9 protein-coding genes and 3 tRNA genes are annotated in these 12,525 nt (G+C 57.5%); 3 read left to right on the forward strand and 9 right to left on the reverse strand.

From position 1 onward, the window contains the following. Positions 1-901: amidohydrolase (locus tag VL003_RS02570; protein ID WP_325439277.1), on the forward strand; the 901-nt coding region annotated here is incomplete at its 5' end. A gap of 153 nt (positions 902-1,054) precedes the next feature. Here VL003_RS02570 and VL003_RS02575 read toward each other — a convergent pair. The 4 genes from VL003_RS02575 to VL003_RS02590 form a co-directional block, all read right to left on the reverse strand. After that, positions 1,055-2,800, reverse strand: a complete 1,746-nt coding sequence (locus VL003_RS02575) for an amidohydrolase (RefSeq protein WP_325439279.1) — start codon at positions 2,798-2,800, stop codon at positions 1,055-1,057. A 168-nt stretch (positions 2,801-2,968) separates the two neighbouring features. Then, positions 2,969-3,045: transfer RNA gene (locus tag VL003_RS02580), tRNA-Asp, on the reverse strand. A gap of 28 nt (positions 3,046-3,073) precedes the next feature. Continuing rightward, positions 3,074-3,149, reverse strand: a tRNA-Glu gene (locus VL003_RS02585). 159 nt (positions 3,150-3,308) lie between these two features. Next, positions 3,309-3,384, reverse strand: a tRNA-Ala gene (locus tag VL003_RS02590). Between the two features lie 129 nt (positions 3,385-3,513). On the opposite strand from VL003_RS02590, the gene VL003_RS02595 reads away from it, so the two are divergent. Beyond that, a complete protein-coding gene (locus tag VL003_RS02595) occupies positions 3,514-4,563 on the forward strand; it encodes an NADP(H)-dependent aldo-keto reductase (protein WP_325439281.1) in 1,050 nt (349 codons plus the stop codon). Positions 4,564-4,742: 179 nt separating this feature from the next. Next, positions 4,743-6,833, forward strand: a complete 2,091-nt coding sequence (locus tag VL003_RS02600; protein WP_325439283.1) for a putative bifunctional diguanylate cyclase/phosphodiesterase — start codon at positions 4,743-4,745, stop codon at positions 6,831-6,833. Here VL003_RS02600 and lnt read toward each other — a convergent pair. The 5 genes from lnt to miaB all read right to left on the reverse strand — a co-directional run bounded on the left by lnt (position 6,830) and on the right by miaB (position 12,383). Next, positions 6,830-8,452: an apolipoprotein N-acyltransferase gene (gene lnt, locus VL003_RS02605; protein ID WP_325439285.1), complete on the reverse strand. Its 1,623-nt coding sequence runs from the start codon at positions 8,450-8,452 to the stop codon at positions 6,830-6,832. The genes VL003_RS02600 and lnt overlap by 4 nt on opposite strands. 3 nt (positions 8,453-8,455) lie before the next feature. Then, positions 8,456-9,340: a CorC family transporter gene (locus tag VL003_RS02610; RefSeq protein WP_325439287.1), complete on the reverse strand. Its 885-nt coding sequence runs from the start codon at positions 9,338-9,340 to the stop codon at positions 8,456-8,458. A gap of 145 nt (positions 9,341-9,485) precedes the next feature. Further along, positions 9,486-9,950, reverse strand: a complete 465-nt coding sequence (gene ybeY, locus VL003_RS02615; protein WP_325439289.1) for an rRNA maturation RNase YbeY — start codon at positions 9,948-9,950, stop codon at positions 9,486-9,488. Further along, on the reverse strand, positions 9,940-10,950 hold the full coding sequence (locus tag VL003_RS02620) for a PhoH family protein (protein WP_325439291.1): 1,011 nt from the start codon (positions 10,948-10,950) through the stop codon (positions 9,940-9,942). The genes ybeY and VL003_RS02620 overlap by 11 nt, the downstream gene beginning before the upstream one ends. Next, positions 10,947-12,383 (reverse strand): tRNA (N6-isopentenyl adenosine(37)-C2)-methylthiotransferase MiaB, encoded by a 1,437-nt coding sequence (miaB, locus tag VL003_RS02625; protein ID WP_325439293.1) that lies wholly within the window; start codon positions 12,381-12,383, stop codon positions 10,947-10,949. Before miaB ends, VL003_RS02620 begins: the two co-directional genes overlap by 4 nt. Between the last annotated feature and the right edge of the window lie 142 nt (positions 12,384-12,525).

The raw sequence follows: 12,525 nt of genomic DNA on the forward strand, positions 1-12,525 counted from the left end.
GATGGGCCCAGCGCGGCTTTTGTCCAAGTATCGCGATCGGTGGCGGGGCACTGTATTGGCGGTCTTTCAGCCTGGCGAAGAGGTGGGGCGGGGGGCGCAGGCCATGGTGAGCGATGGCATGCTCGAGCGTTTCCCTAAGCCTGACATTATTCTGGGCCAGCATGTGATGGTGGGCGCAGCCGGCACCGTCGGCTATCGCAGCGGCGTCATCCTTTCTGCGGGTGACAGCATGAAGATCAGGCTTTTTGGTCGCGGTTCCCACGGCTCTCAGCCGCAAACCTCCATTGATCCGGTCATTATGGCGGCATCAACGACGATGCGGCTGCAAACGATTGTTTCACGCGAAATCGCACCGATAGACAGCGCGGTGTTGACAATCGGCTCGTTGCAGGCCGGAACCAAAGAAAACATTATTCCGGCCGAGGCCACGCTCAAGCTGAATATACGTACTTACGATGAAGGCGTTCGCGCTACCATGCTGTCCGCGATCAAGCGTATCTGTTGCGCCGAATGCGCTGCGTCAAACGCCCCCAAAGAGCCGGAGTTCACCCCTATAAGCTCTTACCCCTTGACCCGCAACGATGTCGAGTCGACAGAAAAAGTGGCTCAGGCTTTCAAGGCCCAATTTGGCGAGAGCGCACATGAGACCAAGCCTGCCGGAGCCAGCGAAGACTTCAGCGTTTTTGGGCGAGCCTGGAAAACGCCGTACGCGTTCTGGGTTGTGGGCGGCACCGACGCCCAAACCTATGCCAAGGCCAAGAAAGAAAACCGTCTCAATGAAATTCCCAGCAATCATTCTCCACAATTCGCCCCCGTTCTTGACCCCACGCTGAAAACAGGCTTGCAGGCCATGCTGACGGCCGCTTCGGTCTGGTTGTGTGAGAAGGAACACAACGAGTGAGCATACATGCCCTGTTTACTTCGCTTGATCTGATCGGCACATTTGTTTTCGCGCTTAGCGGGGCGGTTGCCGCGCACCTCGGTCGAAGACCAGGATGTAGCGCGCATGTTTACCGCAAGGCTGGTGTGTCGAGGTAACGACCTTAGCCATGGATTAATGTTGTGAGTAAATCGTCTGGCCTTCTTTGATCGTCTCAAGCACCTGAATATCGCGAATAGCGGCTGGATCCACTTTAGTTGGGTCTTTATCCAGAATTACTAGGTCGGCTAGCTTGCCGACGCTGATTGTGCCTTTATTATTGTCTTCAAAATACTGGCGTGATGCCCAATCGGTGATGCTCTTAAGGGCTATGTATGGATCGACCCGTTGCTCGTCCCCAAGTACAGCGCCGCTACGGGTGGTTCTATTCACCGTAGTGTGAAGAATCATAATGCTGCTTGGCAAAGCCACGGGAGCGTCGTGGTGCTCGGTGAACCACATGCCGCGTTTTAGTGCAGATTGCGTCGGCGAGATTCGAATCGCTCTTTCGTGCCCAAGCGTTTCGTCCCGATGCCAATCACCCCAGTAAAAGGTGTGCATGGAAAAAAACGAAGGCACGATACCAAGTTGCTTCATGCGATCCAGCTGATCTTCTCTTACGGTCTGCGCGTGAATCATGGCGGTGCGGCGGTCGCTTTTGCCGTATTCCTTTTCGGCGACTGCGACAGCGTTGATCAAGGCGTCAGAGGCAGCGTCGCCATTGGTATGAGCCAGCACCTGCCAATCGTTCTTGAACGCCTGATTCACCAACGATTGCAAATCATCATTGTCAGGAATGGCAGGATAACCCCGATAATCTGCGGGCTGTCCTGCGGGCGCATGCGCATATGGCGTGCTCAGCCAAGCTGTCTTGCCCTGCGGCGAACCATCTAAACTTAATTTAATACCAGCAACCCGGAAGTGATTGCGATAAACTTTTTGCACTCCAATCTCTTCCATAAACGAACGCTCTGCCTGAAGGTCGGGATAAGCGGCCACATCAATTTTTAGCCTTCCTTCGTCGGCCAGCTTTTGCCACGTCTGGGTAATCTGCTTACTGGCGCGTCCTTCCTGGGCCGTAGTAAAACCAAATTGCGCGTAGTAGTCTGCCCCGGCAAGCGCAATGTCTTCGCTCACGTCTTTGTCGAAAGAGCCTAACACTTTAAACATCGGGGCAAAGAACGCCATTTCCTCCAATACGCCGTCTGGCGTGTGTCCGTCGGGCATCCGTCGAATCACTCCACCAGCAGGATTGGCGGATGCAGAGGTAATCCCGGCCAACTCCAAAGCCTTGTGATTCATGGACGCCAAATGACTGGACTGGTGAATGATGACGATAGGGATTTCCGTTGAAACCTGATCCAGGTCAGCCGCGGTGGGATGTCTTTTTTCAGCCAGTTGAGAATCATCGTAGCCAAACCCGATAATCCAACCCACCTTGTCTACTGCCACGCGGTTTTTGCCTTGCCATTCCTTAAGCAAGGACACTAAGGTCGGGATGTCAGTTCCTTTGCCGTCGGGTGGAGGCAGCAAGTTGGCTGATAACTTTTGAAAGCCCGTCATCCAGGCATGCCCGTGAGCGTCAATAAACCCTGGCAGCATGGTTTTACCGGCAAGATCGACCATGCGAGTGCTGCGGTCACTTAGCTGTGATACTGATGTCTTGGAGCCGACCTTAATGATTTTCCCGTCTCGAACGGCCACTGCTTCGGCGTAACTGGGCGCGTCACCGCTCATCGTTAGAATGTTTCCGCCAAAATAAATCGTTTCAGCACTGTAGGGCCCGGCGTCCTGGGCCAAGGCCAGTGATGTGAAGGCAAACAACGCTGTAACGAAGCTGCTTTTTAGCGCTAACTTCCCTGATTTAATTTCGCGGCGCATTTTGAGTTCCCCTGCTATTTATATTTTTTCAGACCCTTAGAGAGGGGGTCATGGTATCGCAAAGGTTCGTCGAGAGTATCGATGTTTTGTCTTATCGAGTGAATTAATGCGAATGCAGGCGAAAAAAAAGCACTCGGCGTTTTAGCAAGTGCTTTTTTTAAAATCTTGTGGCGGAGCGGACGGGACTCGAACCCGCGACCCCCGGCGTGACAGGCCGGTATTCTAACCAACTGAACTACCGCTCCGCAGCGGTGTAATGCTTGCCAGAAAAACTGGCGTCCCCTAGGGGATTCGAACCCCTGTACCCACCGTGAAAGGGTGGTGTCCTAGGCCTCTAGACGAAGGGGACTAGAAGGACAATCAAGCTTTAAATTGTAGCATGAAGCGAGTGTGCTTATGGCCTCAACGCTTCAAACCTGGGAACCGCCGTGCAATTTTATTTGCCTGTGGTTCTACCCAATTATGGGCTTGCTGCTTACTGCTTTTAACTACCTTCTTTGTTAGGAACTGGTGGAGGTAAGCGGGATCGAACCGCTGACCTCTTGCATGCCATGCAAGCGCTCTCCCAGCTGAGCTATACCCCCGTGTTGCGGTGCCTAGCAAAGAAGCGAAATTATGCACCATATTTTTTTTTTGTGCAAGTTGATGCGTTTTTTTGTGTTGGAACAACGCATACTACAATCGACGGGTCATTCAGCACCCGGAGGGGAACCATGCAGTTTCGAAAGCTAGGAACAACCGATCTTGACGTCAGCCTTATCGGCCTGGGCACCATGACATTCGGAGAGCAGAACACTGAAGCTCAAGCGCACGAGCAACTGGACTACGCCTATGCGCAAGGCGTAAACCTGGTTGATGTTGCTGAAATGTACCCGGTGCCGCCCAGGGCCGAAACCTATGGGTGCAGCGAGCGCTTTGTGGGGTCGTGGCTTAAAAAGACCGGCTTGCGCAGCAAGATTGTTCTGGCCACAAAAATTGCCGGCCCTTCGCGTCAGGCGGGGCGGCCCAGTTATATACGCGGTGCGGCCAACCAGTTCGACAAACCCAATCTGGTCGAGGCCCTTAACGGCAGCCTTCAGCGCCTGGGCACTGATTATGTCGACTTGTACCAATTGCATTGGCCCGATCGCAGCACCACCACATTCGGCCGCACCGCCTACCCGTATGAAGACGAGCCGTTCACGGTGCCAATTGAAGAAACCCTGCAGGCGTTGTCTGATCTGGTCAAAGAAGGAAAAATCCGCCATATCGGTGTCTCGAATGAAACGCCTTGGGGCGTAGCGAGGTTTTTGGCGGCCGCGCAGCAAATGGGGCTGGAGCGCATTGTGTCTATTCAGAACCCGTACAACCTGCTGAACCGCACGTTCGAAGTGGGCCTGTCTGAATTTTCGCATCGCGACGGGGTTGGCCTACTGGCATATTCGCCTCTGGCTTTTGGGTGGTTGTCGGGCAAATACGAAAACGGCGAACGCCCGGCGGGCGCCCGCATTACCTTGTTCGAGCGCTTTACACGCTATACGCGCCCGCAAGCGGTGGCCGCAACCAGCGCCTATGTCAACCTGGCTCGAAGCAATGGTTTAAGCCCGGCAACCATGGCCTTGGCGTTTGTCAACCGGCAGCCGTTTCTTACCAGCAACCTGGTGGGGGCCACTACGCTGGATCAGCTCAAGGAAAACATCGCCAGCATCAACGTGACGCTTTCCGAAGACCTTGTAAAGGGCATTGAAGCCATTCACGAGCGGTATCCCAACCCGGCACCATAGGTTTAAGGGTTGGCAAGCGGGCCGTTTGTAACTGTCCGTGTCGTTAAGGGTACAATACGCGCGATAAAACGAATAATGGCGTTCGGGCAGCGTGGGCTGCGCAATCAAGCCCAAGGTTCGCACGGCGCCACTTATAAATTGAGACCAGCAGTTCCCACTACGACAGGAAGAACGACCCCATGGTCGACCAGTGGCAACGTCATCGGCATTTGTTTTCGCATCTCGAGGGTAACCCCGCCTGGACACCCGCTATGTTTCGCAGCCTGGCTGAGAACGTGGCGGTGGGCATGTATTTGCTGGAAGATGACCGCTTCCGTTATGTGAATACGCGCTTGGCGCAGATGCTGGGTTATCGCCGGGCCGAGATCCTGGAGCTCGAGATTTTCGACGTGGTAGCGCACGACGAGCGTCAGCGCGTAGCCGAGAAGCTGCGTCAGACGCTTACCGACGTGCGTCATGAGGTTCACTACGAGCGCAAGGCGCGCTGCAAGGACGGCAGCCTTATTGACGTGGAAATATTCGGCTCAAGCCTGCTGGTCGACGGCAAGCGCATTGTGTCGGGTGTCATGCTTGACGTCACCGACCGCAAGAAAGAAGAGTCGATGGCGCAACTGACCTCGTTGGTGTACGAGCACAGCAATGCCGCCATGGTGGTTACCGATGCCAATGGCGTTGTCATAACGGTCAACCCCGCATTTACCGACATTACTGGTTACGCACTGGACGATGTCGTGGGCCGGCGCATCAGCGTGCTAAGTTCAGGTCGTCACGATAAGGCGTTTTACGCGTCGATGTGGAACACGATCACCACTGAAGGAAGCTGGGAAGGCGAAGTCTGGAACCGCCGTAAAAATGGCGAAGAGTATGTCGAGCGGCTCAATATAAGCACTTCGTACAACGATGACGGCAGCGTACGTTGCAGGGTAGGGTTGTTTTCGGACGTGACCGAGAAAAAACGGCGCGACGAACGCATTTGGCACCAAGCTCATTACGACTACCTTACCGGTTTGCCCAACCGGCTTATGCTGCAGCAAAGCCTTGAAGCTAAAATGCTGTACGCCAGGCACACCGGGTCGGGCTTGGCTTTGCTGTACTTAGACCTGGATCTGTTTAAAGAAATCAACGACACCTTGGGACATGCCAGGGGCGATGAGCTGCTGCGCCAGGTGTCGACCCGTTTGTTGGGGTGCGTACGTCGCTCTGATCTGGTGGCTCGTTTGGGCGGCGACGAGTTCTGTGTTGTTATTGACGGCGTCACCGAGCCCGAGAAAATTCGCACCGTGTGCGAAAAGATTGTTCGAGCCGTGGCCGAACCTTTCGTGCTGGATCAGGACCGGGGTCTGGTTTCGGTCAGCATCGGCGTCGTGCGTTATCCGCAAGACGGCGAAACCACCGACGAACTGATTGAAAGTGCCGACTTGGCCATGTATGCGGCCAAAGAGCTGGGGCGCAACGGCTACAGTCTGTTTGTGCCGGGCATGCGTAAAGACGCCAGTGTGCGCAGGCAGTTGGCACGCGACCTTTCTGTGGCGCTGCATTCCCAGCAGTTCGTCCTGCATTACCAGCCCATCATCGATTTACGAAGCGGGCGCGTGGTCAAGGCCGAGGCGCTGCTACGTTGGCAGCATCCGCAAAATGGCCTGCTGGGCCCCTTGCACTTCATCGAAGAGGCCGAAGAAACCGGGTTGATCGTTGAAATCGGACACTGGGTGTTTAAAGAAGCTGCTGCGCAGTTGGCGCAATGGCGAAGCCGTCACCCCGATGTCCAGATGGCGGTGAATATGTCGCTCGCCCAATTTTCAAGCCCTAACCTGCATCCGGCCGACCTTTTGGCAATACTGCAGCGGTACGATCTGCCGGGCAACAGCATGGTCATTGAAATTACTGAAAGGCTGCTTATGAATGTCAGCCCTGAAATCGGCAATAAGCTGTTGGCGTTCAGCGATGCCGGTATGCAAATTTCACTCGACGACTTCGGTACGGGATGTTCGTCGTTGCCCTACCTGCAGAACTACAACGTGGGCTATCTGAAAATAGACCTTTCATTTGTGCGCAATATTGAACGCAGCCTGAAAGATCAGCGGTTGTGCGAGGCGGTGATTCTTATGGCGAATAAATTGGGCATAGCGGTCATCGCCGAAGGCGTTACCACGCCGGGCCAGCGCAGCCTTTTGCTAGAGGCGGGGTGCGATTACGTGCAGGGCTTTTTTTATTCGGCCCCGGTTACCCCCGAGGCGTTCGGGCAACTGCTCGATTCTCCCGGCTTCTAGGCCGTTTGGTTGCGGCGGCGTAACACCACCGCAGCCAGCAGCAGGGCGCACCACGCCAGTATCGGCCAGTTCCCGGTTCGAGTGTAAGGGGTCAGTCCCGACATGCCCTGAACCTCGACGTCAAGCACACCCTTTACATGTGCATCAAGCGTTGCCCGCACGGTGCCGTCGGGGTCGATGGCGGCTGTCATGCCTGTATTGGTGGCGCGCACCATGGGGCGGGCGGTTTCCAGCGCACGCATGCGCGAAATCTGCAGATGTTGGCGCAACGCCCACGACTCGCCGAACCAGCCCAGGTTGCTGATATTGACCAGTATGGTGGCGCCGGGCCCGTATTGCTCGCTGGGTTGCACGCCTTGAATAATTTCTTCGCCGAAAACGTCTTCGTAGCAAATATTGGGCGCAAGGCGCTGCCCCGCCATTTCAAAAGGCTTTTGCTGCATTGCGCCGCGGTCGAAGTCGCCCAAGGGTATATGCATGGCATCCACGAACCAGCGGAAGCCCGGGGGAACGAACTCGCCGAAAGGAACCAAGTGGTGCTTGTCGTAGCGCATTTCGGTGGTGCCCGAGACCAGGTGCTCGACCGGTGTGTCGGCGTCGAAGCCAATGGCGCTGTTTGTGTAGCGTTCGCCCTCGGGGCCGCGCGAATGCAGCGGCACGCCCATAATTACGGCAGCATTGCGTTGCTCGGCAATGCTGCGCCATTGCTCCCACACCTGTGGCGCATAGCGGTTCTGAAACAGCGTCATAATGGTCTCAGGCAGTACGATTACCGCTGGATCCATGCCTGGTTGCCTGGGGGGCAGGGCGGCGAGCTGCATGTAGGTTTCAATGCCGCTTTGCATCAGCGCCGGATCAAATTTTTCAGACTGGGGTACGTTGCCTTGAACCAGGCGCATCAATACTGGCTTGCCCTCGGGCTGGCTCCACGACATTCCGGCCAGCACCCAGCCGACCCCCACCAGTACAATAGCGCCGGCCACGGTTGCGGCAGCAGGCGCTTCGCGGCCCGTGCGCTGCAAATAAAGCAGCAGGCCCACTGCGCTGCATAAGAAGGCGGCGATCCAGGTAACGCCGTACATGCCCACCAAAGGCGCCCAGCCCGACAGCGGACCGTCGACGTGTGCATACCCGGTGGCCAGCCACGGGAACCCCGTAAACAGGGTGCCGCGCAACCACTCGGCCAGTGTCCAGCACGAAGCCCAGGCGGCAATGATCAAAAAATGGCGGACGTAATTGTCGTCGGGTCGCAGATAGCGTTGCGAGAGCCATTTTGCGGCAAGGGCCGCCACACCATAAAACAACGCCTCGACGGCTGCCAGCAGCACAACGGCGGTCGACGCAAGCGGCGCGGCCATGCCGCCATAACGGTGCAGGCTGATGAAGATCCAGTACTGGCCGACGACAAACGTACCCAGGCCAAACAAAAAGCCCGCCAGGCCGGCACTTTTGACGCTAGGCGTACGCCAGATGGCCCGCGCCAGAAAAGCCAGACAGACAAGCTGTATATACGGCAGAACAAGGCTGGGCAGCGGCTGGGGCGCGTAGGCCTGGGCATGCGCGGCCCCCAGCAGCAGCAAGCTGACGCCGTAGCGCCACTGAGCAACGGTGGGCTTCAAGCCTTAGCCTGCCGCATCAGGCATAGCCAGGGGGCTTTGCGCATCGTGTTGTATGTGCAGCCAGAGCACCCGTTTGTTGTCAGCGCCCACCACAGTCAGGTTCAGGCCCTCGACATCAAGCGTGTCGCCTCGTTTTGGAATGCGACCTAGCTCGGCGGTAAACCAGCCGCCCAGGGTGTCGTACTCGTTGTCGAGCAGGTTGGTGTTGAAGGCGCGGTTGAAGACGCCGATCTCGGTTTCGCCCATGGCGCGCCAGCTGTTGCTGCCGGTCTGGAAGATGGTTTTCTCGGCGTCCTCGTCGTATTCGTCTTCGATGTCGCCGACGATCTGTTCGAGCACGTCTTCCATCGTGACCAGGCCTGCCGTGCCGCCATGCTCGTTGATGACAATGGCCAGGTGGTTGCGGCTGCTGCGAAAGTCGTGCAACAGCACGTTCAGGCGCTTGGTTTCAGGAATGAAAACCGCAGGCCGGACCAGCGGACGCAGATCGATCGACGGGTTGGTGATGGTAAGAAGCAGGTCTTTGGCCAACAGGATACCAACGATGTTGTCGCGGTCGTCTTCGTATACGGGAAAGCGCGAGTGGCCGGTTTCGATTATTTCGGGAAGAAGCTCGGCCAGTGGTTTGGCGATGTCGAGCATGTCGATCTTGGAGCGGGGCACCATGATGTCGGCAGCGGTTTGATTGGCGACGTTAAGAGCGCCCGAGATCATGGTGTAGGCATCGCCGTCTAGCACTTGGCGCTCGTGTGCGGCCTCGAGAACTGCCTTGATGTCTGCCGAGCATGCCGGCTCGCGGCGAATGACAGACGTTAGTTTGCTAAGCAGTGATTTCGAGGACGCCTTCTTAGATCGGGGTTCGGCGTCGGGGGGGTTGGATTCTGACATTGTCCGTTGGACTGGTTACTAATCTTTTAGCATAACCGAAATTGCAAAACTTTTCGGCTGTAACACTCGGCGCCCAGGGTGTTTTACCGAGAACGAGAAATTTAATCGACCCACCATGGCGTTTGACTTGGCCTTAATACCAAGATCAAGCGTAAGGATCAGCAATGCGCATCGAGGCAAGAATGCGTGTTTCAAGGCCTTCCATAACCTGGGCCTGCGCGTCGTCCAAATGGTCGTGCCCCAAAGAGTGCAGCACCCCGTGCACAACCAGATGGGCGGCGTGGTGTTGCAGCGCCTTGCCTTGTTCGTCGGCCTCGCGTTGCAGCACGGGCAAGCACAGAACGACATCGCCCGCCATGACTCCGTCGGGGTGCAGGCCATACTCGAAGGTAAGTACATTGGTGGCGTAGTCGCGTGCTCGAAATTGCTGGTTCAGCTCGCGGCCTTCATCCAGGTCGACCAGGCGCACGGTAATGGCGGCCCCGCGCAACTCGGGCATGGCCTCGGCGGCAATATCAAGCCCGCGTTGAACCCAGCGCCTTAGCCGCCATCGGGGCAGCTCTGGCGCAGGTATGGCGTATTGCACGGCAAAAGTAAGCTTAATGCTCACTGGCGCCAGCCTTTTCGTAGGCATCCACAATGCGTGCCACTAATGGGTGACGAACAACGTCGCGACTGGTAAAGCGTGTGGTCGCAATGCCTTGAACCGATTCAAGCACCTCAAGCGCATGGGAAAGCCCGCTTGGTTGGCCGCGCGGCAAATCGACCTGCGATGGGTCGCCGTTGACGACCGCCTTGCTGCCGAAGCCAATACGGGTCAGGAACATCTTCATCTGTTCGGGCGTGGTGTTTTGAGCTTCGTCCAGAATGACGAAGGCATGGTTCAATGTGCGCCCGCGCATATAGGCCAGCGGTGCGATTTCGATGGTCTGTTTTTCGAACAGGCGCTGCACGCGCTCGAAGCCCATCAGGTCGTACAGGGCGTCGTACAGAGGGCGCAAGTACGGGTCGACCTTCTGGGCCAGGTCGCCGGGCAGGAAGCCCAGGCGCTCGCCGGCTTCGACCGCCGGACGGGTAAGCACCAGGCGCTGAACCGATTCCCGCTCCAGGGCGTCGATGGCACAGGCTACCGCCAGCCAGGTCTTGCCGGTGCCAGCCGGCCCCACGCCGAAGGTGATGTCGTGCTTGAGGATGTTGTTCAAATAATCGCGCTGCCGAGGCGTGCGCGGGCGCAGGTCGCTGCGGCGGGTGCGCAGCGAGATGTCGCCGCTTTGGTCGTCGATGGGCGGAAGCTCGGGCAGCGGCACTTCGGTGGACTCGGCTTCGTCCTGGCTACGTCCTGCGCCCAGTTCGACCAAGCCCAGCTGTATGTCGTCGATGGAAAGCGGCTTGTGCACCGAACGTTGATGAAACAGTCGCAAGGCATCGGCGGCGGCTTGTGCCTGCTCGCCTTCGACGGTAACGCGGTTGCCCCTGCGGTTCAGTTTTACGTTCCAGCCGTCGGCGATTTGCCGCAGGTTCTCGTCGAGCGGGCCGCATAGATTGGCCAAGTGGGTGTTGTCGCCTTCAAGGTAGACGGCAAGGGGCTTATGGCGGGAGGCTCTGCTCATGGGCGTTGTTCGGGCTCCACAGACACCACTTCGCCCTTGAGCGTATTGGTGTTGGTCGAAATAATACGCACGTCGACCATTTGGCCGATGAGCCGGGCGGGTGCAGGAAAATTAACGATGCGGTTGTTTTCGGTGCGGCCCATCAGTTCGTTGGGGTCGCGCTTAGAGGGCTTTTCGGCCAGCACGCGCTCGACCCCGCCCACCATGGCCTGACTGATGGCGGCGGCCTGCTCGTTAACCAGCGCCTGCAGCCTGTGCAGCCGTGCCAGTTTTTGTTCTTTGCTGGTGTTGTCTTCCAGGTCGGCGGCAGGGGTGCCGGGCCGACGCGAGTAGATGAACGAGAACGACTGGTCAAAGCCCACATCGCGGATCAGATCCAGGGTTTTTTCAAAGTCGGCCTCGGTTTCACCCGGAAAGCCCACAATAAAATCAGAAGACAGCACCATGCCGGGGCGCGCGGCGCGCAGCCTGCGCACAATAGACTTGAACTCCAGCGAGGTATAGCCGCGTTTCATGGCGGCCAGCACTCGGTCGCTGCCGGCCTGCACCGGCAAGTGCAGGAAAGGCACCAGCTTGGGCAGCCTGCCGTGCGCGTCGATAAGGCGCGTGGTCATTTCCTTGGGGTGCGAAGTGGTGTAACGAATGCGCTCGATGCCGGGGATTTCGTGGACGTATTCCAGCAGCATGGCGAAGTCGGCGATTTCGGCGGTGTCGCCCATGGGGCCGCGATACGCGTTGACGTTCTGACCCAGCAGCGTAATTTCTTTGATGCCCTGGTCGGCCAGGTCGGCCACTTCGACCAGTACGTCATCAAAGGGGCGGGAAACCTCTTCGCCGCGCGTGTACGGCACGACGCAGAAGCTGCAGTATTTGCTGCAGCCTTCCATGATCGATACAAACGCGCTGGGGCCGTTGATGCTGGCCGGGGGCAAGGCGTCGAACTTTTCAATCTCGGGAAAGCTGATGTCTACCTGAGAGCGCCCCGACTGCTTGCGTTGGGCAATCAGCGAGGGCAGGCGATGCAAGGTTTGGGGGCCGAACACTACGTCTACATAAGGCGCGCGCCGAACAATGGCCTCGCCCTCTTGACTGGCCACGCAACCGCCCACACCAATGATCAGGTCGGGTTTGGACTGTTTAAGATGTTGTACCCGGCCCAAATCCGAGAACACTTTTTCTTGAGCCTTTTCGCGCACCGAGCAAGTATTGAACAGGATGACGTCGGCTTCTTCCGGGTCTTGAGTGAGTTCAAGCCCTTGGCCCTCACGCAGCACGTCGACCATTTTGTCGGAGTCGTACTCGTTCATCTGGCAGCCGAAAGTCTTTATGAACAGCTTGCGACGGGGGCCTGAGTCGGACTTGGAAAGGGGGGCGCCGGCAGGGGCGGACGCCGCCGCTGTAGCGGCAGCGCGTTTAATCGAGGTTTCTTGCATGGTAGATGGCCGTAACGGGTGTCGATCCCGGGGGCAAGTGAAACCACGTATTGTACTGCGAAGCCGGCGGCGCATGCGCCGGCATGTCATGCCCGCGGGGATGGTCGTCGTTTCTTGTGGGCCGTTTGGGGGGGCCAGGGGC

This window comes from Pusillimonas sp. (genome assembly GCF_035515275.1).
Classification (GTDB): domain Bacteria; phylum Pseudomonadota; class Gammaproteobacteria; order Burkholderiales; family Burkholderiaceae_B; genus Pusillimonas.

Excerpts from the sequence above, each read along its gene's own strand:
- VL003_RS02600 (WP_325439283.1), top strand. The coding sequence starts at position 4,743 with ATGGTCGACCAGTGGCAACGTCATCGGCATTTGTTTTCGCATCTCGAG.
- VL003_RS02610 (WP_325439287.1), bottom strand. The coding sequence starts at position 9,340 with ATGTCAGAATCCAACCCCCCCGACGCCGAACCCCGATCTAAGAAGGCG.
- miaB (WP_325439293.1), bottom strand. The coding sequence starts at position 12,383 with ATGCAAGAAACCTCGATTAAACGCGCTGCCGCTACAGCGGCGGCGTCC.
- VL003_RS02620 (WP_325439291.1), bottom strand. The coding sequence starts at position 10,950 with ATGAGCAGAGCCTCCCGCCATAAGCCCCTTGCCGTCTACCTTGAAGGC.
- VL003_RS02575 (WP_325439279.1), bottom strand. The coding sequence starts at position 2,800 with ATGCGCCGCGAAATTAAATCAGGGAAGTTAGCGCTAAAAAGCAGCTTC.
- VL003_RS02595 (WP_325439281.1), top strand. The coding sequence starts at position 3,514 with ATGCAGTTTCGAAAGCTAGGAACAACCGATCTTGACGTCAGCCTTATC.